This window comes from Synechococcus sp. R5-13 (genome assembly GCF_047462015.1).
Taxonomy (GTDB): Bacteria; Cyanobacteriota; Cyanobacteriia; order Thermostichales; family Thermostichaceae; genus Thermostichus.
This window is the reverse complement of record NZ_JANSIL010000015.1, coordinates 1-23,773: the sequence shown is the minus strand read 5'-3', so window position 1 is coordinate 23,773 and position 23,773 is coordinate 1. Positions and strand designations below refer to the sequence as shown.

The following is a 23,773-nucleotide window of genomic DNA, read 5'->3' as shown; positions in this document are numbered from 1 at the left end:
TCTTCAACCTTGCAACCGGTTTTGCCAAGCCGATTGGGCCGCCAGCCACACCGTCTGAACCGGCACGTGAAACTCCTGGGCGCGGGCCACACAGTCGCGAAACTCCGGCTGAGCGTTGACGATGCGGCCATGGTGGCGGGCCACTTTGATGTCGACCAAGCCGTAAGGGGTTTCCACCCGCTCGATAACCCGCTCCAGTAGGGTGCGCTGCTGTTGGAAGTGGCGAATGCCCAGGGTGGTGGTCTCCCGGAAGATGAGATCTTGACACTCCGGCACCCGATCCGGCGGACAGATGACGGTAAGCAGGGTCCCCGGCCGCCCCTGTTTCATGGTGATCGGCTGGGTAAACACGTCCCAGGCCCCCAGGGCCAACAACTGCTCGCAGGTGTAGGCAATCACTTGGGGGTTGAGATCGTCGATTTGGGTTTGCAACACCGATACCGTTTCCGTTAGCTCTCCCCCATTGGCTTCCCCAATCCAGAGACGAAACACGTTGGGAATGGGCAGCTCTTGGGCACCGGCCCCACGCCCCACTTTTTCCACCCGCATCGGCGGACAGGGGCCAAACTCTTCCGCCAACGCCACGGCCAAGGCTGCTCCTGTGGGGGTCACCAGCTCGGCTTCCACCCCGTTGCTGAACACCGGCACGCGGCCCATTTCCCACAACTCGATCACCGCCGGCACCGGCACGGCCAATTTGCCATGCTCTGTGCTCACCCAGCCGCCCCCAATAGGATGGGGGGATGACAACACCCGCTCCACCTGCAGCCAATCCAGGCCAATGCAAGTGCCGACAATATCCACCAAAGCATCCACTGCCCCCACTTCGTGAAAGTGCACTTTTTCCACAGGCATCTGATGGACTTTTGCTTCCGCCTGCGCCAACTTTTCAAACACCGCCAAGCTGCGGGCCTTAATGGCTGGGGAAAGCTGGGATCCCGCGATCAAAGCCTGAATCTCTGCCCAATGCCGAGCAAGGGATCCCCCACTCTGGGATCCCAGCACCTCCACCACAGCTTGCAGAGCAGGCTGCCCACACCGCTGCACCCGGCTCACCTGCAGGCTATATTCCCCCTCGATGCCCAACGCCTGGAGCTGACGGTTGAGGTACTCCAAAGGTACCCCGCAATCCAGCAGGGCTCCTAGACACATATCGCCGGCAATGCCCGCCGCACAGTCGAAGTAGGCTATTTTCATGCTGGAGAACTGGGGGTAGCCGCTGCCGCCAGAATGGACTTGGATCCCTCTTGATTGTAGGCAGCAACCGGCCTGGAAAAGGCGACGGGAGAGCAGTTAGGCTTCCCTAGAGTCAGAAGATTCAGAAGATCGGGCAGCAGATTCCCGCCACTGTTGGATGACGTTGCCCAAATTGCGCCGGAATTCTCCAATTCCCAGCAGGGATCCCGGCTCGGGATCCCAGGAAGCCGAGAACACACCGTAGCTGATGCCCAAAAAACCAAGGCCAAACAAAGTTAGCGACTCCGCCAAGGTGAAGTAAGGGGGCAGAGCGACCACATGGTTGGTCAAGAGATAGTAATTCACAAAAAAGCTGCTCAGGCCCAGCCCAGAAGGGATCCCAGAAAACACCAGAATCCGCCGCACCATCCGCCGGCTGACCTCAGGGGGAATCACGGCAACAGGCTCCTTCTTGGCCGGCTTCTTCTCCACCTCAACAGAGGCGGAGGGGGAGCGACGGCGAAAGGTTTTGGACTGGCGGCTGGATTTGCCCACGAAGACAGATCTCCGATAGCGTTTTGGATGGGCTGCCTACTTTTTCACCCGGATGTTCAGCCGTTCGGTCAGCTCCCGGAAGCGGTCAGGAGAATGCTTGGCGATGTAGTTGAGCAAACGCTTGCGACGACCGATCATCATCAGCAGGCCGCGGCGGGAGTTGAAATCCTTCGGGTTTCTCTGAAGGTGCTGAGAGAGCTGGTTGATGCGACTGGTGAGCAGAGCCACCTGAACCTCGGCAGAACCGGTGTCGGTGTCGTGCAGTCGATAGCTCTCAATGATCTGCTGCTTCTCTTGTTGCAATAAGGCCATAAGATCAAGGGACTGGATGCACTGCTTCAAGATAATAACATCGGCTTTTCCTCCCTCGCTATGGCCGAGGAGGGTTATGGAGAGAATGGGATATGACAACAACCTCTGGGGATCCTCCGGCACTGCCCGCTTTGCTGGAGCTGTTGAACTCACAAGACTTGGGAAATCGGCTGCGCGCTGTCAACAAAGCCAGAGAACTGCCTGGGCCAGAAGCCCTGACATTGCTGCAGCGAGCGATTCACGACGAGAATGCCCGCGTCCGTTATGCTGCCATCAGCCAGATGGGCACCCTGTCTGGCGTCGATCCGAACCTACTGTTGCCCATTTTGCAGCGCTCTTTGCGAGAGGATCCGGAGTTCGATGTGCGGGCTGCTGCCGCCGCTGCCCTGGGGGATCTCAAGCAGCCACAGGCGCTGGACGATCTCCTGGAAGCTTATCGGCGAGAAACGGAGTGGCTGGTACGGTTTAGCATCATCGCTGCCCTGGGAGAGCTGGGTAACCCTGCCGCCTTCGACACTCTGGTGGAAGCTTTGCAGGACAAGAGCGAGCTGATCACCACAGCCGCTGCCGCTGCCTTGGGCGATCTGGGGGATCCGCGGGCCATCCCCTACCTGGATCCCCTCATTGATTCCGACGACTGGCAACTGCGCTACCGCGTCTGCATTGCCCTGGCCAAGTTGGGAACAGAAGCCGCTCGCGCCGGACTGACCCGGCTGGCCCAGGATTCCCAAGAACAGGTGGCCGTACATGCCCGGGCTGCCTTGGGATCCCTGTAGATCCCTAGCTCATGGCATTGATGATGTAGTCAAAGTAAGGGGCGGCTTCAGCGGCTGCCGCCGGCTCCAACAAGCTGAGGGCAGCTTCCTTCAAAAAGACAATCGCATCGATCATGCCGGCGATGGGTACGTTGAGGGCATTGTACATTTCCCGCACCCCTATCAGGCCGATAGACTCAATCGGCTCTTTGCTGCCGGCAATAATGCCATAGGTCACCAGACGCAGATACCAGTCGTAATCTCGCAAACATTGGTTGTAGCGCTTGTCACCGTAGGCATTGCCACCGGGTTGCACGTACTCGGGCCGCTTGGCGAATAGCTGCTTCTGGGCCTGGTCAATGATGCGCTTTTTGTTTTCTGCTAACACCTGAGCGATTTGCAAGCGCCTCTCGCCGGTGGTCATGTAATTCCTGATGGCTTCCAGTTCGCTAACTGAGAGGTAACGCAGCTGGTCATCCGCGGTCTCGATGATCTGGTTGATCACGCTCACGGTAGGGATTCTCCTGTTTTCTAACTTGCTTTCAATTCGGTTCATCAATTCGCAACCCATCCCCCCAGCCCAAGGTCGGCCCAAGAGATGAGCAGGTAGCTCGGCAAGCCAGCGCCGCCGGCTGCTCCCAGTTTAGGATAGGGCAAACCTTCCCTCAAGCACTTTGGCGTGACTCCATCTCGAGACTGGCCCTAGATCCGGCCTCGCAGCCATTGGGCCATCTCATTGCGGCGTGGGGCAGCCTCCAGACACACCTCTTCGGTAATCCGCCCCTCTTGGTAAAGCCTAAACAGGGATTGATTCATGGTACACATGCCCTCATAGGAGCCGTCGGCGATCAGCTCCTCAATTTCATCCACCGCCCCCCGCTTGATGTAGTCCCGAATGGCATCGGTGTTGCGCATGATCTCGTGGGCCGCAGCTCGCTTGCCATCGGTGGTGCGCACCAGGGTTTGAGCGATGATCGCCACCAGGGTTTCTGCCAGCTGCAGACGCATCGGCTCCTGTTCCTCTGGCTTGTAAATCCCCAGCAGACGCTCGATGGTGCGGACGGCGCTGTTGGTGTGCAGGGTTCCAAAGACCAAGTGGCCCGTCTGGCCGGCCTTCAGGGCAATATCCACCGTCTCTCGATCCCGCATCTCCCCAATCAGGATGATGTCCGGATCTTCCCGCAGAGAGGCTTTCAGGGCATTGGCAAATTCCAGGGTGTGGATCCCGACCTCCCGCTGCCGCACCATCGATTTCTTGCTCTGGTGGACGAACTCGATGGGATCCTCAATGGAAATGATGTGTTTGGGAAAGTTGGAATTGATGTAGTCCACCATCGCCGCCAAGGTCGTGGACTTACCGGATCCGGTGGGGCCGGTCACCAAAACCAAGCCTTTGTGCTCTTCGGCAATGCGCTTCAAGACTTCCGGCGCCCGCAACTGCTCCAGCGTCAAAATTTTCAACGGGATCAGACGCATCACCATAGCCGGGCCAAGAAGGGAAACAAAGCAGTTGACCCGACACCGCACCAAACCCTCGTACTGGATGGCAGTATCCAGTTCCAAACATTCCTCAAACTGGCGAATTTGGCTCTCCGGCAGGCTTTCCCGCAGCCAGCCATAGAACATCTCGGTGGTGGTGACCGGGTAGTTGGTCAAAAGCATTTGCCCCCGATCCCGAAAGCGGGGCACTTCTCCTACCCCCAAATGAATATCTGAGTAGCCTTTGTCATAGGCTTCCTGCACCAGTTGGCGCAGGGTCAGGCCCGCAGGAGCAGCTGGAGCCACCGGGATCCGACCGGCAGCCGTTGGGCGAGCTGGTGGCGCAAAAGGCGGGGCAGCAGGATTGGGGCTGGGCGGCGGCACTGGAGGCCGAGCAGCAGCAGCCGGAGCCGGGGTGGGCGGGGGCATCTGAGGAGAAGCGGCAGAGCCCGGCACAGGCACCGGTACCTGAGGGGGAGCGACAGCCACACCAGGAGGAAGGGGCCGACCCAGAATGGGGTTGGGGGGGCTTTTGGCGTTGACAGGCCGGGATCCCATCCCTTGGGAAGCTGAACCGAGCACCGGATCCAGTTGCGTTGGAGGCTCCACCGGGGGCACCGGAGCAGCCGGACGAGACGGACGCTGCATGACCGGCGGAGCCGGGGGCTGCCAATTGGAGTCCAAATCGGTGGGAAACTGGTTTTCGGGGCTGACCTCGCTCATGACAAGCCTCGCTTCTGGCAGGGTTTGCGTCGATCTTAGGCTAGTATTCCCAGCCTGAGCAGAGGGTTAACTCAACCCAACCACCGGCAAAGCTCCGGGAAGCTCCCTAAAAATTGGACGGATGGCGAATAAGACTCAAAAACTCCTCACGGGTACGGGGATCCTCCTGAAACACCCCCACCATCGAGCTGGTGACCGTCCAGGAGCCGGCCTTTTGTACCCCCCGCATCACCATGCACATGTGGGTAGCCTCGATAACCACCCCCACCCCGTAGGGATCCAGCACCTCCATCAAGGCCTCAGCAATTTGCCGTGTCAGGCGTTCCTGAACCTGCAGGCGGCGGGAGTACATCTCGACGATACGGGCAATTTTGCTTAGGCCCACCACCTTTTGCCTGGGGATGTAGGCCACATGGGCTTTGCCGATAAAGGGCAGCAGATGGTGCTCGCACAGGCTAAACAGAGACACATCCCGCAACAGCACCATCTCGTCATGGCCCTCATCAAAGATGGCACTGTTCAGTAGCTCCTCCAAAGACTGCCGATACCCACTGGTCAAAAACTTCAAAGCCGCAACCACTCGTTCCGGGGTTTTTCGCAGCCCCTCCCGTTGGGGATCCTCCCCGATCCCCCGCAGCAGCGTCTCCACCGCCGCCACCATAGCCGGATCTGAGACATCCGAGCTACCCAATTCTTCTTCCGCAAAAGTGGCTCGATCTCGAATCACCCGAGACTTGAAATGGGCTTTGTCATCCATTCGAGATTGCGAGCCAGATCCGGGTTTCGCAAGGGTCATAGCAGGATATTCCTTGGTTAACGAAAGGCTAAGAGAACTCGGTGCATGCAACTCAGCTCAGGTGGCATCCAGTCAAAGGCTGCGATAGCCAAAACCCTCCCAAGTCACGGGCAACCCCAAACCAGCCAGGTCTAAAAGGCTCCCACCGCAGGCATGAAGGTGAGATCTTCCACCACCGCACCTGTGGGCAACCGAACAATATAGGTAATCAAATCGGCTACCCATTCCGGCGAGAGCATTTTGGAACGGTCGAAGTTGACCCCTACCGTGCCCGTATCCCAGAGGGACGTGTCCACGGCACCAGGGCACAGGCTGGTGACCCGAATGCCATGCTGTCGTTCCTCTTCGGCCAAAGCTTGAGAAAAGCCCATTAGGCCGAACTTGCTGGCACAGTAAGCTCCCCAGTTGGGAAAAGCTCGCTTGCCCGCAATCGAGATGACGTTGACAATCGTGCCGCAGCGCTGCCGGCGCATTCCGGGAAGTACGGCTTGGGCACACAGAAAAGCTGCCGTCAAGTTCAAGTCGATCACTCGCTGCCAATCCGACAAAGGTAAGGTGGCCAAAGGGCCAACGTGGGCCATGCCCGCATTATTGACCAAGACATCGCAGACGCCAAATCGATCCAGGAGAGCCTGCAACTGCTGGGGCAGAGCTGCTAAGTCGGCCAAGTCCATGGGAAAAACCGCTGCCTTACCCCCCTGGTCTTGGATTTGGGCCTGCACCGCTAGCAGATCAGGTTGGGAGCGGGCCACCAGAGCCACCGCTATCCCTTGTCGGGCTAGGGCTAGGGCTACCGCTCTGCCGATCCCTCGACTGGCCCCTGTAATCAGAGCACGTTCGGGAAACTTTGTCTCAAAACTCATTTACAACAAGCCTCTGGCGTGCGCCACACAAGCAAGCGCCGCCCAGGCCTGAGAAACTTCGTTAACTAAGTTTAACACTGATTTTCCGCTGCTTCGCTTGGAATCAGGGCGAGGCGTAGAAACCTTATTCTGTCCTGCTCAAGATCTGGCTGCTGGCTGTTGGATCTCGATCCGGTTGGACGGGATCCGGGGACATGGTAGTGTGGTAAAAATAGTGAAAATCTTTTGCAACAACAACCGTCATGGCTGAGTTCTTGTTTTCTCCAAGTCCCACTGCCGTGCGCGAGGATCCCTCCTACATCCTTCAGCTCGAGGGCATCAGCAAGGGGTTTCCCGGCCAGCGGCAGTTGGTTTTGCGGGAAGTCGAGTTTCGCCTGCCCCAAGGAGACATCCTCAGCATTGTGGGCCCATCAGGTTGTGGGAAAACCACCTTATTGCGCACCATTGCCGGATTTGAGCAGCCGGATAGCGGGCGGATCCTGCTGGGGGGGCAGGTTGTGGCTGGGGAGGGGCAGTGGATCCCACCGGAGCGACGGGGAGTGGGGCTGGTGTTTCAGGATTTTGCCCTGTTTCCCCACTTGAACGTGTTGGCCAATGTGATGTTTGGCCTCCGACCCACTACCCCGTTTGCGTCGGCGGCAGGGGGTGGCAATCGCTCCTCCCCAACTGAGTTGCGAGCTGAGTTGCGAGGCACTGCCCAACAGGCGCGGGAACGCGCTTACGAGGTGTTGCGGTTGGTGGGCCTGGAAGACTACACCCATCGTTATCCCCACGAGCTTTCGGGCGGGCAGCAGCAGCGGGTGGCTTTGGCGCGGGCTTTGGCCCCCAGGCCTAGCTTGATCCTGTTGGATGAGCCGCTGAGCAATTTGGATGTGCAGGTGCGCTACTACCTGCGGGAAGAAATCCGCAAAATCCTCAAGCAAACCCAGACCTCGGCCATTTTTGTCACCCACGACCAAGAGGAGGCTCTCTGCCTCTCCGACTGGGTGGCGGTGATGCGGGAAGGCCGTATTGAGCAATGGGGATCCCCGGAGGAGGTCTATCGGGAGCCGGCTACCCGCTTTGTGGCAGAGTTTATTACCCAGGCCAACTTTCTGCGCTGTGAGCGGCGGGAGTTGGGTTGGCAGGCTGAAGAGCTGCTGCACATCCCATTCCAGGCTTTGAGGGATCAGCCCGACCCCAGCTTGCGCTGCGCAGAGTTGATGGTTCGACAGGAGGAGTTGCATTTGCATCCTGATCCTCAGGGCGGCATTGTCATTCGGGATCGACAGTTTTTGGGGCGAGAGTACCGCTATTGCCTGATCACAGCAGCCGGCAAAGAATTGCACGCCCTAGCCCGGGAAGCCCTGCCTGTGGGCGCGCGGGTTCACATTGCTGTTGGGCAAGGTCGGCTGTTCCCCCTCGCTGAGGGGTCCTCCGTGGCTGAAAAAGAGCCAAATCGCGCAAAAAGTAAAAGTGTTGCCTGAGTCGGGGTTCTTTTGCACACCTTTAGCAACCCATCTTCCCCGCGACACGAAAGCCTTCGCCCCAGATAGGGCTTAGACTGGCAAGACGGTGGTCCAGGCTGGTAGCTCCCTCTGGAGGGACAAACTGGGTAGGCTGTTGGTGGAGGATTCAGTGCCAAGCTATGCAGGGATCCCGCATCGTGGCAGGCCCATCGGAGAACCGGATCGCCTTGGCGGAGTTCCGGGTGGGCGTGGATGCGGTCATTTTCTCCATCGACACTGAGCAGAATCGCCTCCTGGTGCTGCTGGTGCGGCGGCGGGAGGATCCCTTCCGCGGTTGCTGGGCCCTGCCAGGAACACTGGTGCGGCGCTCAGAATCCCTAGAAGCAGCGGCCTACCGCATCTTGGCGGAGAAAATTCGTGTTAAAAACCTCTATCTGGAGCAGCTCTACACCTTCGGGGGGCCGGAGCGGGATCCCCGCGAGGCCGAGGATGGCTATGGAGTGCGCTACCTGTCGGTCAGCTACTTTGCCCTGGTGCGGTTCCAGGATGCTGAATTGCTGGCAGACGGAGTGGAGGGCATTGCCTGGTATCCCGCCGACCAAATTCCCTCTTTAGCCTTTGACCACGAAGAGATTTGCCGCTATGCCCGCCGTCGCCTCTGCGCCAAGTTGGAGTACAGTCCGATTGCCTTTGACATTTTGCCCGCCACCTTCACGCTAGGGGAGGTCTACCAGCTCTACGGCACCGTTTTGGGCGAGGGGTTCTCCGACTACTCCAATTTTCGCGCCCGCCTACTGAAACTGGGTATCTTGCAAGATACCGGCCAGAAAAGTTCCCAAGGAACAGGCAGACCGGCAACCCTCTACCGTTTTGATGCGGCTGCTTTCGAGAAAATCCGTCATAAGCCAATGGTATTTGTCTGAAGGCCGTCTAAGGGATCCCAGCTCACCAATACTAATCCGGCCAGTCCAGCCAGATCGTTAACGTTCTCCCCACGGCTAAAGCCGGGGGATTTTTTCCATCGCTCCACGCTCCTCGCGCTTCGTTGCAATGGGCTACACGAGGGCCTATATCCTCGTGGGGGACGCCATCTCCTCAACTACTGAGATGCCAAAACACCCCAGATACTTCTACTTCACCTTTAACGCTGCACCCTTCCATAAGCGGGTGGAGCGAGTCTCCCGTCCTGTCATGAGACGGTGACTTATCCCCAGGCATGAATGCCGGGGCCTGCGACGCCGAGTTTTCGGTCAGCAGCAGCCAGAGAGCTGTGCTAAGATTAGAAACCATGATAGGTATTGTTTCAGGAGTTCTCCAAGCATGTCTGCAGCAATAGATATCGCTGATGCTACCTTTGAGGCAGAGGTGCTGCGCAGCGATATTCCGGTTCTGGTTGATTTTTGGGCACCTTGGTGTGGCCCCTGCCGGATGGTGGCTCCTGTGGTTCAGGAGATAGCTGAGCAGTATGTCGGCAAAGTTAAGGTTGTAAAAATCAACACCGACGAGAACCCTCAAACTGCCAGCCAGTACGGTATTCGCAGCATTCCCACCCTGATGTTGTTCAAGGGCGGCCAGAAAGTGGATGTGGTGGTTGGCGCCGTACCCAAGGCAACTCTAACCACGATTTTGGAAAAGCACTTCGACACACCTGCCGAAGCCTGAGGGCTATGCCTTGGGTGTTTCAGAATGTAACTTTTGGGTTCTGGATTAGAACCCAGCTGCCATTTTGTGCCGAGAACTGATTAAAGTAATTCCAGAGAACTTTAGGATCCCAGCTTGACCGATTCCGTTTCTTCCCTTCTGCAAGAAGTTTTTTCCAACGCTGAGACCCGCCTAAAGCAGTTGGAGTATCATCCCAACCGGACGGCCTGGCTGCGTATTGTGCAGTCGCTGCAGCGCATGGGATCCCTGGAGCTGAGCCGTTTAGATGCCAAGATCTTGGCGGCTACTCTTGAGGATCTGGAGCAGGGGTTTGCCGCCTTCCAAAACTATGCCCACCAACGCAAGATCACCGTTTTCGGGTCGGCACGACTGGGGCCAGAAAGTCCCGAATATCGCCAGGCCCAGTTGTTCGCCTACTGCATCAGTCAACGGGGATTCATGGTCATGACGGGGGGCGGCGGCGGCATTATGGAAGCCGGCAACCGAGGGGCAGGGCTGGAAAACTCTTTTGGGCTCAATATCCAGCTTCCCTTCGAGCAAATGGCCAATCCCGTTATTGCTGCCAGCGATCGGGTCATCAACTTCAAGTATTTCTTTTCGCGCAAGCTCTTTTTTGTTAAAGAAACCGACGCGCTGGTGCTTTTTCCCGGCGGTTTCGGCACTCAGGATGAAGCCTTTGAATGCCTAACCCTGATGCAAACCGGCAAAACCAAGCTCATGCCCTTGGTGCTGGTGGACAGAACAGGTGGCTGCTACTGGAAAGAATGGGACGAATACGTGCGGGAGCACCTGCTTGGTCGCGGCTTGATCAGCCCAGAAGATCTCTTCCTCTACACCCTAACCGACGACGTGGAAGATGCCTGCCAGCAGATTGTCGATTTTTATCGCGTCTTTCACAGCAATCGCTACGTGCGGGAGCTCCTGGTTTTGCGCTTGAACACCAGACTCTCACCGGAAGCCCTAGACATCTTAAACGAAGAGTTTGCCGATATTCTCGATTCGGGCCGGATCGAGCAAACTGGGGCCTTGCCGGAGGAAGCCGAGGAAGATATTGCCCATCTGCCACGGCTGGTGATGCACTTCAACCAGCGCAACTTTGGACGGCTATGGCAAATGGTGCGCCGGATCAACAAGCTTCACCCGGAACAGCCGGATCCTCTGCAAATGCGCCCTGAACAAAAGTAGATGTATCAGCGCTCTCAGAACCATCCAAGAACCAGCAGCCAATTGTTTTGGTGGTGCTCCCAATGGGCCGGTTGTTTGTCAAAATCTGCGGCATCACCCGTCAGGATCAGGCGGAGGCCATCGCCGCGCTGGGGGTGAGTGCCCTTGGGTTCATCGCGGTGCCCAATACCCCCCGCTATTTGCCCCTCTCGGAAATGGCCCGTTGGGTGGGATCCCTGCCCGACCACGTGGAAAAAGTAGGGGTCTTTCTGGATCAGGATCCCCGCGCCATCGCCGCCTGGGTGGAAACGGTGGGCCTCACGGCTGTCCAGTTGCATGGCCAAGAATCCCCGCAAGATTGTCAGCAATTGGGGGAATGGCTTCCCGGGATCCGCCGCATCAAGGCCCTGCGCGTCCGCCAGCCACAAGATCTGGAAGTGGCCAATCTCTACCGAGACTGTGTGGAGATGCTGCTTTTGGATGCCTATCACCCCCAACAGGCGGGTGGAACGGGGCGAACCCTGAATTGGCCAGAACTTGCTCGCCTTTCGCGTGAGCGGGCTCTGCCCTTGCCTTGGCTACTGGCCGGTGGGCTGAACCCGGACAATGTTCTGCAGGCGCTCAGCCACCTGCAGCCAAGCGGCATCGACCTCTCCAGTGGTGTGGAACGTCGGCCAGGCGATAAAGACATCGACAAAGTCCGGCACCTGCTGCAGCAGCTTGGCTCCCAAGGGTGGGAGATTGCTCCTACTCTGCCGCCGATAACGCCAAGCGCAACGGGATGATCATTTGGCTGGGTTCCTACTGCAGCGACTGAATATCCAACCCCGGCTCGAACATCAGCTCTTTCACTTCCCCAAATCGGCCCATCACTCCAAGCTCCCGGTCGTTAAAGGTCACCAACACACCGCCCGCATTGCCGGTACGCAACACGATTGACTGCTCCGCTTCCCAATTCAACTCGGCCCCCGGTTGTAAGGTGGCCTCAAAAACCGTTTGCCCATCGGCGATGACCCGCAACCAGGAAGGGCGCTCCACAACGCGAATATCCAGACGCACCGGCTTGCGCCCCGCCCCCCCCAAGTGAGCTTCCAAGACCTCGGGGAAGACGCCTTGGATGCGCGTCCATTGGTCGAGGGTGGGAAACAGTTGGCGGGCCGTGGGCTGAGCTGCCGACAGAGTGGGATCCGGGGAGTTGGCAGCAGGCGGTTGCTGGCCGGATCCCTCCCGACTGACCGTTGACAGGCTCACCAGCCAACGCCCAAAGGGATTGCCTGTGCCTTCCAAAAGAGCCGACAATCCCCCCACCGTCAGCACAATCAGCACCACATAAGCGGCCCAAAGGTGGAGAGGACGCAGGGCAAAGGCAGGTTGCTGGCCGACAACAGCAAGAGGAGCTGGCGCGCGGGGGGTTTTGGCCGATAAAAGCGGAGAGGCACGCCGAGAGAGGGTTTCGCCATCCAACCCCAAATAGTCGGCATAGCGCTTGAGAAACCCTTGCACATACACCGGCTCCGGTAACCGGCTCAAGTCAGCTTCCTCCAGCGCCTGCAGATATTGGCAGCGAATGAAGGTATCGTTAGCTACTTCTGTCAACGTCAGTCCCCGTGCCTCCCGTGTTTGCCGCAACAGGGATCCCAGGGCTTCTAAAGAGTGTGCTGGCTCTTGCATCATTTGGCCACCTGCGGAAGAAAGGAGGCTACTGTGAGAGTTTGCACTCAGTTAGAGGCTCTGACGAGCTAATCGCGTGAGCGGGCCGGAGGCCTTAGAGGGCGCTTCCCGAGCGAGGATGAGCTGCTGTGCCCGGTGAGAGGGGCCAGCAAAGCTTGGAGCTCATGGGGATCCAACTGGCGGAACTGGCCTGCTTTCAGGTTGCCCAAGCCCAGTGGGCCAATGGCTTCCCGATGTAAGCTGAGCACCGGATGCCCAAGACGCTCCGCCACCCGCCGAATTTGCCGGTTGCGTCCCTCAAACAACACCACCCTCAGCCAGGAGCAATTGGGATGCTCCCTTTGCCGGAAATCCGGGGCAGGACAAAACTCCACCTCCGCCGGCAGAGTGGTGTACCCCTCTAAGTCTACTCCGTCTCGCCAATGTTGCAGAGTGGCCTGACTCGGATGCCCTTGTACCTGTACCCGGTAGGTTTTGGGCAGATGATAGCGCGGATGGGTCAGCTTCAAGGTCAAGTCGCCATCATTGGTGAGCAGCAAAGCGCCACTGCTGTCCGCATCCAGCCGGCCCACCGGGTAGAGGCGGGTTTGCCGTTTCCAGAGTGGGGGGAGCAGATCCAACACCGTCTTGCGTCCCCAAGGATCTGCACAGGTTGACAAAACCCCCACCGGCTTGTGCAGGAGCAAAACATGGCGCGCCAGATCCTTGGTCAAAGGGATCACCTGACCATCCACCTCGATGCGATCCCGCTCTGGATCGGCTTTGGAGCCCAGCTCAGTGACCACCTTCCCGTTCACTCGAATGCGCCCGGCCAGGATCCAAGCTTCCACCTGGCGACGCGAGGCCAATCCCTGCTGAGCCAAGAGCTTCTGTAGCCGTTGGGGTTCTGCCATGGGGATTTGAGCAGCAAAAGCAGCAACCGAAGCTGAGGGTACTAGGCGGCGGAGCCTGAGGCGTCTGGCCCGCTTGCGCGAACGGGGTTGGAGAGTCGGTCGGACACACCAGCAGAATTGGAGGGCAACAGCAGCATCTCCGACTGAGACTCTGAGTTTCCTCCTAGAGAATAGCTGAGGCCACAGTCGAACTCTTCTGCCAGCCGACAGACTTCCTTGAGATCTCCCACCGACCAAATGCTCCAACTGCTGCGAATTTGGTTATCCACCCACACTTCCACGCGATTGCCTTCGATGTGCATGATGCGCTTGGGCTTGGCTTCTGAAGGGCAACCTGCAGGCTCGGCCAAGGCCTCCGGCCCGCCCACGCGAAGGGAAGATTTTTGCCTCAAGGCCCCCAGAGCCGCCATGAGCTGCGGCAGAGCCAGCAAAAGGTGCTGAGTGGCCTGTTGGGGTTGCCCTTTCAAGCAGGAAACCAAAGCTTCGGCAACACTCTGGTTTAGGGCCTGCAGAGCTTGGAGTGGAGTAGCACCCCCTAGAGAGGGATCCGGTTGCAGTGGGCTTTGAACATCCATGAAAAGGCAGGAAAGGCATGGACAGCAACCTTACAGCCCTTTCGCAGGTTGACCACAACAACGCCGCTGCCCATTGGAGCAGAGCGCTCTGGTTTGCGCAAGCGTGCCGCAGACATGGAGTCCTGTACGGATAGACGATCGGGGGAAGGGCTGTATAGCTCCCTTAAGCCTAACAAATCCAAAAACTTCAGGGCCCGCTTACGCGACACGAACGGTAAAAAATCTTTCTTTCATGTTGTCCGCACTGCTGCAAAGCAAAGGCCCCTCTATCTAGTGGCCATCAAGGCAGATCCTTTGCTCTCTCGTGCAAAGCAGGCTGAGCTCCAGCGCGGATCCCTCGAAATGGTGCAACTATTCGCCGCTCGATTCGTTTTCTTCGCCCTCGGCGGTGTCCTCAACCCCAGCTTGGGATCCCTCCGGTTCCTGGGCCTCAGAGGTCTGTCTCAGTTGGTTAAGCAGAGCCAAAACGCGGGATCCCCGCTCCAAAGAGCGATCCTGCAAAAACACCACCGTTGGCACCCGTCGCAGGCTGAGGCGCTGGCCGATTTCCCGCCGCACAAAGGGTGTGGCCGCTGCTAGCCCTTCCATAGCTCGGTGTTGAGCTGTCTCATCCCCATAAATGCTGACGAAGATGCGGGCGTTTTGCAGGTCATTGGAAACCTCGACATCCACAATGCTGACCATCCCTGCCCCAACCCGGTCATCTTTGATCTCCGAGAGCAGGATTTGGCTGACCTCTCGTTTGATCAGCTCTGCTACCCGTGCCACCCGTCGCGCTGTCGCCATTTTTGGATACCTAGGCTAACATCATCCGCAAGCCTGCTCTGGCTGGTGTGGAGCTCAGCCCTTGCCGGCTCGATCCCAAGAACAGTAGCCAATGCTACGAGCATCTCTTCCTTCCACCTTTATCCTGAGTCCATGTCCATCTTGCCTTGAGTATGAATACCTAAAGCCATCGATGGATGGATGGAGACGTGATGATCAAGACGCCAGAGGCGCTGCGGCGCTCCATTGAGCAGTTTATGCTGAATGTGACGGAGCCGCTTGACCCGTTGCTTTCCCTGAAGCTGACTCAGCTGGTGGTGATGTTGGGGGATACAGCTTACGCGATGGGATACAGCGATGGCCAGCAAAAGCCGGATGAGCGCTGCCGCTATTGTCCCAGTCGGGTGTTCGACAGTCTAGAGCTTTGATAGGGTTCTTCAAGGTTCTTTAGAATGTAGCTTCTGGCCGCCCCGGCTCCCAGCCTTGGGGGGAGTGAGTTGAAAGGGGCGGTGGCAACCGGCCAAGATGGGATCCCATTGCTTGGCAGCCTATGACTTCCCCCGTTTTGCTTTGGCATCGTCGCGATCTGCGGTTAGGGGACAACACAGCTCTTCATGAGGCAGCCCAGCGCAGCTCTCAGGTGGTGCCTGTCTTCATTTTCGACCCGCAGATGCTGAGACGGTCGGACATGGCCCCAGCTAGGGTGGCCTTTTTGCTTCAGGCTCTGCAAGAGCTCCAAGAGCGCTACGCCCAGATGGGGATCCCACTGATCTGGCGGCTGGGGGATCCCTCGGTGGAGTTGCGGTGCTTGGCCACAGACCTGGGAGCCAGGGCCGTGTTTTGGAATGCCGATGGGGAGCCGTTCGCCCTACAGCAAGAGAGTCGAGTGCAGGCCAGTTTGGCCGCAGCCGGGATCCAGTCCTTCTCCTACCAAGATATGCTGCTGCACGGGCCGGGGGAAGTGTTGACCCAGGCGGGGGAGCCCTATTCGGTCTTCACTCCCTTCTGGCGCAGGTGGGCGAGCTTGCCCAAGCGGGATCCCTACCCAACCCCCGAGGGTCTGCAGCCGGTATCGGGACTAAAAGCGCAGCCTCTACCGACTTTGGCAGATTTGGGCTTTGTCTGCGACCAGCGGATCCCAGCAGCGGGGGAAGCAGCGGCTCAAGCCCTTTTGGAAGACTTTTGTCAGGGTTTGCGCATTTTGGACTACGAGCGAGCCCGCAACTTCCCGGCTGAGCCGGGCACTTCTCTACTGAGCCCCCACTTGTGCTGGGGAACGATCGGCATTCGCCAGGTGTGGCAAGCCACGCGGGAGGTGGAAGCCGAGGTGCGCAGCCAAGAGGCCGAAAGCAGCTTGCAAACTTGGCGGCAGGAGCTGTGCTGGCGAGAGTTTTACAAGCATGTCTTGGCCCACTGGCCCCACGTGGAAACCGGAGCCTATCGACGAGCCTTCGACGCCCTGGAGTGGGACAATCGGCAGGACTGGTTTCAGGCCTGGTGCACCGGTCAGACGGGCTACCCCATCGTGGATGCGGCCATGCGCCAACTGAACGAAACCGGCTGGATGCACAACCGCTGCCGCATGATTGTGGCCAGCTTCCTGACCAAGGATCTGCTTATCGATTGGCGCTGGGGGGAACGCTACTTTATGCAAAAGCTGGTGGATGGGGATCTGGCGGCCAATAACGGCGGTTGGCAGTGGAGCGCCAGTGTGGGCACGGATCCCAAGCCCCTGCGCATCTTCAACCCGGCCACGCAAGCAGCCCGCTATGACCCGGAAGGAGAGTACATCCGCCGCTATCTGCCGGAGCTGGCACGGCTGGATACGCCGGCTCTGCTGTGGGTGGGAGATGACCCCAAGGGAGCCTGGGCTTTGCGGGAACGGCGAAGTTGTGGCTATCCGGATCCCATTGTGGATCACAAGGTGCAGCAGCAGGCGTTCAAACGGCGCTACCAGGCGGTGCAGCAGGCCTACTCTAGGTCTGTTCGAGACGGTCTCCCCCCTCCTTCCTAGTCCTCTGTGCCGCTGCCCCCTCTCTCGACGACGGCAGACAAAAGGCAAGACAGGTGCCATTTGAAATGACCACAAAGCAGGTCTGTGTAGTTGTAGTCAATTCAGTTGACAATGAGACGGTGTTAAAGGCAAGATGACGTGGGGGTAGACCTCAGGAGGAAGCTTCATGACCTATAGCTTAGACCTGAGAGAGAGAGTCGTAGGGTATGTCCAGGAAGGGGGCAGCCCCACTGCAGCTGCACAGATGTACAAAGTCAGTCGTGCAACGGTTTATCGCTGGCTGAACCGAGAAGACCTGAGGCCGACAAAAGTCAAGACTCGGAAGCGAAAGATAGACTTGGTCGCTCTGCAGCAAGACGTAGAACAGTACCCAGAAGCTCGACTGAAGGATAGAGCCCAGAGGTTTGGCGTCCATCCCAGCGCTATTTACTATGCTCTTAGGAAGATGAAAACAACGCGAAAAAAAAGAGTTAAGGCACCGAGAGCGGGATTGGCAAGAGAGAATCCAAGAGAGAATCAACGACTCTAGGGTCTTGAGGGAGTTGGTTCAGAAGTATGGAAGTGAGAGTTTAGCTTACAATGGGCTCTGCACCGCTGACGCGAATGATGAGAGAATGACGAGACAGGGTTTGGGGAGATACGCACCTGTTTTATGCTTGGCCAAAGAGAGGGGAGAAAGTTTATGGGAAGAGAGAGAGCTGAGTAGCCGGTAGGAGGAAGGAGAGAGGGGGTTTGATAGCCCCGACGCTTTTTCAAGTAGCTCGAATGCGGAAGAACTTGAGGGACACTAAATGCCGAGTTTGGAGAGGACATCTGTATTGACTCTAGGCAATGGGCCGATTCAAAGGCCTAGGGCCTGCTCGGCGAACGGAAGGGAAGGATAAAGGATTTGATGAAAGCGGCAGGGCAGGAGGTGGTTTTTTGCTGAGGCCCTCGCCAGACTTGAATGAGATTGAGGGTGACTTTAGTGCTCTCAAGAGGGCAAGGATGCATGCTGATAGAGGAACTTCTGTGGATGAAGTGATAAGGCCTGCGGTCCGCTGTTGCAGACGGAACTGTTGTACTGGCTAGCGTCTCATTGTTATTTGGATTGACTATGGCGGCTATTCCAGCAGCAGCGAGAGGAGGGCTAGGGATCTTCAGGGCAGTTGCAGCACCTGAACGGGCGAACCAGCAGGGATCTGGGTTGTCCCTACTGGCAGCACAGCCAAGGCATTACAGCCGGCCAGACTGATGAGATTACCGGAATTGAGGTTGGCGGCGGGCTGAAATTGGATCCCCTCAGGCCTGACCTGCAGCCGTCCCCAGAGATAGTGTTCCCGCTGACCGTCGGCATGCAGATCCACCGGGCTGAAGGCAGAGAGGATCTGCCAGTAGGGGGGCAGGGATCCGCCCATTTTTCGCAGGGCCGGGTGCAAAAAGCGCCAGAAGGTCACCAGGGCAGAGGCAGGGTTGCCCGGCAGGCCAAAGTAGAGCTTGGGGGGGCCGTGGGGATTGGGAAAACGAGCCACCGTCAGGGGTTTGCCCGGCTTGATGGCCACGCTGCGGATGAAAATCTCGCCTCCCAACTCCTCCAGCACCTTTTCCACCAGGTCAAAATCCCCCACCGATACCCCTCCGGAAGAGATCACCCCATCGGCAGAGGCCAGGGCCTGCTGGACGACCTGCCGCAACACCTGGGGCCGATCCGGCACGATGCCCAACTGGATCGGGATCCCACCCGCTGCCTTGACCAGAGCCGCCAGGCCGTACTGGTTGGAATCCACGACCTGCCCCGGCCCCGGCACCTGCTGGATGGGCACCAACTCATCCCCTGTCGAGAACAGGGCCACCCGGGGCTGACGAAACACCGGCACCATCGCCTGTCGGATGGCGGCCAAAACGGCTAGCTCCGCTCCGCCCAAAGCCTGCCCTGCCGGCAGGAGGGGATCCCCCTGGCGGGCAAAGTCTCCCTGAGGCCGGACAAATTGGCCCCGCTGCGGACGCTGCAAGAGGCGAACGGTTCCTGGCGAAGGTTGCTGCGTGTATTCCTGCATCACCACGGTGTCCGCACCGCCGGGCAAGAGGGAGCCGGTGTAGAGACGCACCGCTTGTCCAGGCTGGAGCTCTCGGGTGGGTGCCTTTCCGGCGGGGAGAGTCTCAATCACCTGCAGCTCACAAGGGATCCCCGCTTGCACATCTTCATGGCGCACGGCATAGCCATCCATACTGGAGGTGGGATGGGCCGGAAAATCCTGGGGGCTATACACAGTTTGGCTGAGAACGCGGCCTTGGGCGGATCCCAGCTCCACCCACTCTGGGCCCAGCGGCTGAGCCGCCTGCAAAATCAGGGCTTCTGCTTCCGCCACCGGCAGCATCACGGCTTTTAAACCCCCTTCTCCAACACCTTATCTTCAGCATCCAGAAGTCGGTTCCGCCAAGGCCATTAAAAACAACTTAAACTGCGGACAGCGGCCATCAATTCCGACCTTGGCATGAGAGGTGTATGACCAGGATCCCACCAAGCCCCAGAGCTGGCAAGAAGTCGCAGCAAGTTGCCCATTGGGAGCTGCAGCTCTTTCGAATTCGGGATCCCGGTCTTGCTGGGGAGATGGGGATCCCGGCGGCGTTGCAACCGGCCATAGGCTATCTGGCTGCTGTGACTGCGGAAGCTGGATACTGGTCGCGTAGCGGGCGTAGCCTTAGGACGACTGAGCCACCGGATAGCTCGAGTGCAGCAAGCGAGGTGTCTATGTTAAATGCCGCCGTCATCCTCACGATCTTCCTTGGCTTCTGGGGAGTCGTGGTTAAGCGCAACCTCATTATGAAGATCCTGTCTATGGATGTCATGAGCACCGGGGTCATCGCCTTCTTCGTGATCTGGGCAGCCCGGAGCGGTGTGTTCACCCCCATCTACAAACCCTGGCGCGAGCTGGACTATGCCGACCCGGTGCCTCAGGGGATCATCCTCACGGCCATCGTCATCGGCCTGTCGGTACAAGCCTTGATGTTGGTGGGGGTGATGAAGCTGTCCCGCAATCATCCCACCCTCGAAGTCGAGAGCATCGAACAGGCAGTCGCGTCAGGGGCGCAGAGCACTTTTACCGATGACTGAGCTGACGCTGGTGTGGGTGGCATTGCCCTTTCTGCTGGCCTTCACAACCTACTTGATGCCGGCCCTGACCCGTCCCAGCCTGGTGGGGATGGCCGCGCTGACGGTGGCCTATGCGGTGCAGCAGGGGGGCTTGCCCGGCACAACCGCCACACCCCTGGAGCTACAGCTTTTGGATCACTTCGGGGTGACGCTGCGGATCGATGCCAATGTAGCAGCGATGCTCTTGGCTCACGGCCTGGTCACGCTGGGGGTGGCGCTGTATTTGGATAGACGCTTTGCGGGCAGCCGCTTTCTGGCCATGCAGCTACTGATCGTGCACGGTAGCGCCAACGCCGTCATCATCAGTGCTGACCTGATCAGCGTCTACGTTTCCCTGGAGGTGCTCAGCATCGGCGTGTTTTTGCTGCTGACCTACGGGCGGCGGGCTGAGGGCCAACCCACAGTGGAAGAAAATGCTCCGCACCGCGATCGCCAGCTCTGGGTGGGGCTGCGCTACCTTTTCATGAGCAATGTGGCCATGCTCTTCTACCTGATGGGCGCAATCCTGGTCTATGTGCGCACGGGATCCCTGGCGATGAGCAGTTTGGTTATGGCCGACCCCACGGCCTTGGCGCTGATTGCTGTGGGTCTTTTGGCCAAGGGGGCGATCTTCGTTGCCGGCCTGTGGCTGCCCCTCACCTACGTTACCGCGGATCCCGTTATCGCGGCGGTGCTCAGCGGTTTTACGACCAAAGCAGGAGCCATGGCTTTGGTGCGCTGCAGCGAGGCTTCGCCGGTCTTGGCCCAGGGGTTGCCCTACTTGAGCGCTGGTTCAGCCGTTTTCGGGATCCTACTGGCCTTGATGGGGAGCACGCCCCAGCACCTTCTCGCCTGGAGCTCGGTATCGCAGATGGGATTTGTGATTGCTGCCCCTCAATGGGCAGGTTTGTACGGTCTTGCCCATGGGTTGGCAAAGCCCTTGCTGTTTGTTGGAACAAGCGTGACCCATCCCTGGCGTTGGCCGATGCTGCTCTTGGGGACGGCTTCCCTGGCAGGGGTACCCGGCAGTTTGGGGTATGCGGCCAAGGCCCTCAGCTTGTCTGCTCTGGATCCCTGGCACGAGTGGCTGTTGGTGGGGGTTACCGTCGGCACCACTTGTTTAGGCGTGCGAGTGCTGCGGGCACCTGTTTCTCCAATGAAGGGGGCAACCACCTCTGCAACTCCTTGGCAAGATAAAGTGGCACTGGTGCTTTGGGGTGGGGGCTTGCTCTGGGGCTGGCTACCGGCGGCCTATGGCGCTGACAATCTTCTCAAGGCGCTCCTCAGTTTGGGCGTTGGGATCCCGCTGGGCTGGTTTTGGGAGCGGATCCCTTTGAAGGGAGGGTCGGTGAACGAAGGGCTGGAAGCAGTGGTGGGCGGCTTGAGCATAGTGTTGGTGCTGGTTTGGGCTCTGTTAGCTGTGGGGAACTATGGGACGCTACCCTGAGTTGGGTCTATTGGAGATCGGCCTGCGCCTCTTGATTTGGTTTCTGCTGACGGGCAATCTGAGCTGGGACAATGTGGCCATCGGGGTGGCGGCAACGTTGCTGCTGCCGCGCCAGGCTTCCGCACCGGTGCAATGGCGGGATTGGGGGCGAGTGCTCCAGGAAATTCTTCTCGCCATCCCAAGAGCCTACTGGGAAGCCTTCGAGATGATCCTCAAGCCCCACACTGTTGAGGAAGTTGTATACAAACAAACCCTGCCCAACCGTTCAGCAGGGCTGGTGTTTCTGGATATCTTTTTAATTACCTTCACGCCCAAAACCATCGTGCTCAATTGCAATGCCCAAGGCACTTATGAAGTCCATGTGCTCAAGCCGCGGGAGGACGTGTGAACTTACTGCTGTTTCTGCTGACCCTAACGCTGTGCTTGCCCCTGTACGCCGCTTGGCTGAAGGAAGATATTTGGCAGACGATGCTCGCCTTTGCCAGCTTGGCCACAAAGACGGCCATCCTGATTTTGGTGGTGTCGGTGGTGCGGGATGACTGGATGATCGGGATTGTGGGGGTTTTGATTTTGTCGGTGGGCAATGCGGCCTTAATGCTCTTGGCCCATGTACTGAAGCGGCTGGAAATGCTCTAGAAACGCCCTGGGGGTAAGTATGGAAGTCTGGGTGGAAGGTCTGAGCTATCTGTTGTTTGGGATTGGTGTGCTGTTTTGGCTGTGGGGAACGGCGCCGCTCCTTGGGGATCGCTCGATTTTGTTCAAGCTGCACGGCCTTTCGGTGTCGGACACCCTGGGCTCTATGAGCATCATGCTGGGGCTGCTGTTGCGGATCCCAAGGGAATGGCCCCTATTGGTGTTGGCGCTGATTTCCCTGGCTATTTGGAATACCATTCTGGGCTATGTGCTGGCGTTTTGCTCGCAGCGCAAGTCCCTATAGGAGGGCAGGATGGAAGAGACCCTGTTGCTGGTGATGGCGTTACTCCTGCCCCTGACGGCAAGCTTGGTGGTGACTCAGACCAATCCCTACCACGCCTTGGTAATGCGAGGGATCCTGGGGACGATTGCCGTCCTGATCTATGCGCTGTTTGGGGCGGCGGATGTGGCTCTGACCGAGGCGCTGGTGGGCACCATGCTTTCTATTACCCTCTACGCCATTGCGGTGCGCTCTTCGCTGAGTATGCGCCTGGGCGTTCTTGAAGGCAGCCCTGTGCTGGAGGCCAGTACCTCAGCAGCACGGCAGTTGTTACAGCAGATGCGCCAAGGGCTACAGCGGTACCACATGCGCTTGGAGTTGGCCGCCTATGGGAGTTCGGAGGCGTTGGTGGCTGCTCTTCGCAGCCGAGAGGTACACACCATTGCCCTTGAGCCCGCCGGAGAAGCAGCAGAGTATCGCCTGGTTACACGCGTACCCCGCCTGCAGGCCATTTTGGCGCAGCAAGCTCTGGCCGCTGAGGTGATGGCGACATGAAGTGGGTGTACGGGATAGCGGTGCTGCTGGCAGCCCTACAGCTCATTGTGGGCGAGGTGGGATCCGTGTCCCCCAATCCCACAGCGGGCGTGGCCTTAGTCGAGGCGGTGGAGATTCTGGCCAGCGAAAGCGGTGTGCCCAACGCGGTGACGGGTCTCATTCTGCGCAACCGTCTTTACGATACACTCTTTGAAGTGGTGGTGTTTTCTACGGCGATTTTGGGCGCCCAATATCTGCTGGCGGATGAGCAGCCGACAGCCAATGTAGCTCAATTTACCGATATTCCCTCGATTGTGTTGGCGCGAGTGGGGGCCACCATTTCGGCTTTGATTGCGGTGGAGCTGGCCATTCGAGGGCACCTGACGCCGGGCGGAGGCTTTGCTGCCGGGGTGGCGGGGGGGACGGCCATTGGCTTGGTGGCGATCACCGCCTCTTCCGCCTGGATGGAGGCCATCTACAAACGGTGGCGGGCTGCGATGTGGGAGAAGCTGTCGGTGGTGGCGTTTATCGGGGTGGCTGTGATGGCTCTGGCCGGCTGGGAATTGCCCAGAGGGGAGTTGGGAGCTCTGTTTAGCGGCGGCTGGATCCCGATTCTTAACATTTTGGTAGCCATCAAGGTGGCGCTGGGATCCTGGGCGGCAGTTTTGATCTTTATTCGCTACCGCGGCTTGTTATGAGGGTCTAAATGGGTTAATGAGAGGTACCCCTGTCCCGGCAAAATCACGGACATTGCGAGTAACCAGGGTAAGTCCGTAAACCAAGGCTGTAGCAGCCAGTTGTTTGTCAATCGCATTTTGAGAGTAAACTACCCGACACCCGCGCTACGCGCAGGGTGCGGGCTTTATCCCAATCCCTAGCTGACCCAGAGGACAGCTAAGTTTCGGAATTTCAGGCG

At 58.6% G+C, this 23,773-nt stretch carries 27 protein-coding genes and 2 pseudogenes; 16 read left to right on the top strand and 13 right to left on the bottom strand.

Translation table 11 applies throughout. The features are described from left to right. Positions 1-3: 3 nt before the first annotated feature. The 3 genes from larC to rpsO all read right to left on the bottom strand — a co-directional run bounded on the left by larC (position 4) and on the right by rpsO (position 2,043). On the bottom strand, positions 4-1,197 hold the full coding sequence (larC, locus tag NW840_RS01255; protein WP_414341882.1) for a nickel pincer cofactor biosynthesis protein LarC: 1,194 nt from the start codon (positions 1,195-1,197) through the stop codon (positions 4-6). 96 nt (positions 1,198-1,293) lie between these two features. Beyond that, positions 1,294-1,731 (bottom strand): PAM68 family protein, encoded by a 438-nt coding sequence (locus NW840_RS01250; RefSeq protein ID WP_414341879.1) that lies wholly within the window; start codon positions 1,729-1,731, stop codon positions 1,294-1,296. 36 nt (positions 1,732-1,767) lie between these two features. Beyond that, entirely contained in the window at positions 1,768-2,043 is a 276-nt protein-coding gene (rpsO, locus tag NW840_RS01245; RefSeq protein WP_414341877.1) for a 30S ribosomal protein S15, read from the bottom strand. A 92-nt stretch (positions 2,044-2,135) separates the two neighbouring features. Between rpsO and NW840_RS01240 the strand changes: the two genes are divergently transcribed. After that, positions 2,136-2,819, top strand: coding sequence for a HEAT repeat domain-containing protein (locus NW840_RS01240; protein WP_414341875.1), 684 nt, complete (start codon positions 2,136-2,138; stop codon positions 2,817-2,819). A 4-nt stretch (positions 2,820-2,823) separates the two neighbouring features. Here NW840_RS01240 and apcD read toward each other — a convergent pair whose 3' ends face one another. The 4 genes from apcD to NW840_RS01220 all read right to left on the bottom strand — a co-directional run bounded on the left by apcD (position 2,824) and on the right by NW840_RS01220 (position 6,659). After that, positions 2,824-3,309, bottom strand: a complete 486-nt coding sequence (gene apcD, locus NW840_RS01235) for an allophycocyanin subunit alpha-B (RefSeq protein WP_011431857.1) — start codon at positions 3,307-3,309, stop codon at positions 2,824-2,826. A gap of 191 nt (positions 3,310-3,500) precedes the next feature. Further along, on the bottom strand, positions 3,501-4,835 hold the full coding sequence (locus NW840_RS01230; RefSeq protein ID WP_414341906.1) for a type IV pilus twitching motility protein PilT: 1,335 nt from the start codon (positions 4,833-4,835) through the stop codon (positions 3,501-3,503). Between the two features lie 271 nt (positions 4,836-5,106). Then, positions 5,107-5,796 carry a GTP cyclohydrolase I FolE gene (gene folE, locus NW840_RS01225; protein ID WP_414341874.1) on the bottom strand — a complete coding sequence of 230 codons (690 nt, stop codon included), beginning with the start codon at positions 5,794-5,796 and terminating at the stop codon, positions 5,107-5,109. Positions 5,797-5,927: 131 nt separating this feature from the next. After that, on the bottom strand, positions 5,928-6,659 hold the full coding sequence (locus NW840_RS01220) for an SDR family oxidoreductase (RefSeq protein ID WP_414341872.1): 732 nt from the start codon (positions 6,657-6,659) through the stop codon (positions 5,928-5,930). Positions 6,660-6,901: 242 nt separating this feature from the next. Here NW840_RS01220 and NW840_RS01215 point away from each other — a divergent pair, with 242 nt between their 5' ends. The 5 genes from NW840_RS01215 to NW840_RS01195 all read left to right on the top strand — a co-directional run bounded on the left by NW840_RS01215 (position 6,902) and on the right by NW840_RS01195 (position 11,718). Beyond that, complete coding sequence (locus tag NW840_RS01215; RefSeq protein ID WP_414341870.1) at positions 6,902-8,125, top strand: ABC transporter ATP-binding protein; 1,224 nt, start codon at positions 6,902-6,904, stop codon at positions 8,123-8,125. 179 nt (positions 8,126-8,304) lie between these two features. Further along, a complete protein-coding gene (locus NW840_RS01210; RefSeq protein WP_414329504.1) occupies positions 8,305-9,030 on the top strand; it encodes an NUDIX hydrolase in 726 nt (241 codons plus the stop codon). A 397-nt stretch (positions 9,031-9,427) separates the two neighbouring features. After that, a complete protein-coding gene (gene trxA / locus NW840_RS01205; RefSeq protein ID WP_011431863.1) occupies positions 9,428-9,769 on the top strand; it encodes a thioredoxin in 342 nt (113 codons plus the stop codon). Between the two features lie 114 nt (positions 9,770-9,883). Next, a complete protein-coding gene (locus NW840_RS01200; protein WP_414341868.1) occupies positions 9,884-10,954 on the top strand; it encodes an LOG family protein in 1,071 nt (356 codons plus the stop codon). Between the two features lie 62 nt (positions 10,955-11,016). After that, positions 11,017-11,718, top strand: coding sequence for a phosphoribosylanthranilate isomerase (locus NW840_RS01195; RefSeq protein ID WP_414341865.1), 702 nt, complete (start codon positions 11,017-11,019; stop codon positions 11,716-11,718). A gap of 16 nt (positions 11,719-11,734) precedes the next feature. On the opposite strand, the gene NW840_RS01190 is transcribed toward NW840_RS01195, so the two are convergent. From NW840_RS01190 to rbfA, 5 genes and pseudogenes are all read right to left on the bottom strand, one after another. Next, complete coding sequence (locus NW840_RS01190; protein ID WP_414341903.1) at positions 11,735-12,397, bottom strand: DUF4115 domain-containing protein; 663 nt, start codon at positions 12,395-12,397, stop codon at positions 11,735-11,737. Next, positions 12,395-12,604, bottom strand: a pseudogene (locus NW840_RS01185) (helix-turn-helix domain-containing protein); the annotation flags it as partial. The gene NW840_RS01190 and the pseudogene NW840_RS01185, both read right to left, overlap by 3 nt. Positions 12,605-12,672: 68 nt before the next feature. Further along, positions 12,673-13,497: a pseudouridine synthase gene (locus NW840_RS01180; protein WP_414341863.1), complete on the bottom strand. Its 825-nt coding sequence runs from the start codon at positions 13,495-13,497 to the stop codon at positions 12,673-12,675. 41 nt (positions 13,498-13,538) lie between these two features. Continuing rightward, positions 13,539-14,072: a hypothetical protein gene (locus NW840_RS01175; protein ID WP_414341861.1), complete on the bottom strand. Its 534-nt coding sequence runs from the start codon at positions 14,070-14,072 to the stop codon at positions 13,539-13,541. A 351-nt stretch (positions 14,073-14,423) separates the two neighbouring features. After that, complete coding sequence (gene rbfA / locus NW840_RS01170) at positions 14,424-14,858, bottom strand: 30S ribosome-binding factor RbfA (RefSeq protein ID WP_414328963.1); 435 nt, start codon at positions 14,856-14,858, stop codon at positions 14,424-14,426. 191 nt (positions 14,859-15,049) lie between these two features. Here rbfA and NW840_RS01165 point away from each other — a divergent pair, with 191 nt between their 5' ends. The 3 genes and pseudogenes from NW840_RS01165 to NW840_RS01155 all read left to right on the top strand — a co-directional run bounded on the left by NW840_RS01165 (position 15,050) and on the right by NW840_RS01155 (position 17,922). After that, positions 15,050-15,265: a hypothetical protein gene (locus NW840_RS01165; protein WP_414341860.1), complete on the top strand. Its 216-nt coding sequence runs from the start codon at positions 15,050-15,052 to the stop codon at positions 15,263-15,265. Between the two features lie 122 nt (positions 15,266-15,387). Further along, on the top strand, positions 15,388-16,851 hold the full coding sequence (locus NW840_RS01160) for a cryptochrome/photolyase family protein (RefSeq protein WP_414328962.1): 1,464 nt from the start codon (positions 15,388-15,390) through the stop codon (positions 16,849-16,851). A gap of 166 nt (positions 16,852-17,017) precedes the next feature. Continuing rightward, positions 17,018-17,922 (top strand): annotated as a pseudogene (locus tag NW840_RS01155) (IS630 transposase-related protein). A gap of 68 nt (positions 17,923-17,990) precedes the next feature. Here NW840_RS01155 and glp read toward each other — a convergent pair. After that, positions 17,991-19,208: a gephyrin-like molybdotransferase Glp gene (gene glp, locus NW840_RS01150; protein ID WP_414341902.1), complete on the bottom strand. Its 1,218-nt coding sequence runs from the start codon at positions 19,206-19,208 to the stop codon at positions 17,991-17,993. A gap of 374 nt (positions 19,209-19,582) precedes the next feature. On the opposite strand from glp, the gene NW840_RS01145 reads away from it, so the two are divergent. The 7 genes from NW840_RS01145 to NW840_RS01115 are packed head-to-tail and all read left to right on the top strand — an operon-like array spanning position 19,583 to position 23,555. Beyond that, complete coding sequence (locus NW840_RS01145; RefSeq protein ID WP_414341900.1) at positions 19,583-19,945, top strand: cation:proton antiporter subunit C; 363 nt, start codon at positions 19,583-19,585, stop codon at positions 19,943-19,945. Then, the gene (locus NW840_RS01140; protein ID WP_414341859.1) at positions 19,938-21,410 is read left to right on the top strand and encodes a cation:proton antiporter; all 1,473 of its coding nucleotides are present in this window, start codon (positions 19,938-19,940) and stop codon (positions 21,408-21,410) included. Before NW840_RS01145 ends, NW840_RS01140 begins: the two co-directional genes overlap by 8 nt. Continuing rightward, positions 21,394-21,798, top strand: coding sequence for a Na+/H+ antiporter subunit E (locus NW840_RS01135; RefSeq protein WP_041436089.1), 405 nt, complete (start codon positions 21,394-21,396; stop codon positions 21,796-21,798). Before NW840_RS01140 ends, NW840_RS01135 begins: the two co-directional genes overlap by 17 nt. Further along, on the top strand, positions 21,795-22,046 hold the full coding sequence (locus NW840_RS01130; protein WP_011431878.1) for a hypothetical protein: 252 nt from the start codon (positions 21,795-21,797) through the stop codon (positions 22,044-22,046). Before NW840_RS01135 ends, NW840_RS01130 begins: the two co-directional genes overlap by 4 nt. 19 nt (positions 22,047-22,065) lie before the next feature. Further along, positions 22,066-22,347, top strand: a complete 282-nt coding sequence (locus tag NW840_RS01125; protein ID WP_011431879.1) for a monovalent cation/H(+) antiporter subunit G — start codon at positions 22,066-22,068, stop codon at positions 22,345-22,347. A 9-nt stretch (positions 22,348-22,356) separates the two neighbouring features. After that, a complete protein-coding gene (locus NW840_RS01120; RefSeq protein ID WP_414341858.1) occupies positions 22,357-22,878 on the top strand; it encodes a DUF4040 domain-containing protein in 522 nt (173 codons plus the stop codon). Then, the gene (locus tag NW840_RS01115; protein ID WP_414341857.1) at positions 22,875-23,555 is read left to right on the top strand and encodes a Na(+)/H(+) antiporter subunit B; all 681 of its coding nucleotides are present in this window, start codon (positions 22,875-22,877) and stop codon (positions 23,553-23,555) included. The genes NW840_RS01120 and NW840_RS01115 overlap by 4 nt, the downstream gene beginning before the upstream one ends. The last annotated feature ends 218 nt before the right edge of the window (positions 23,556-23,773 follow it).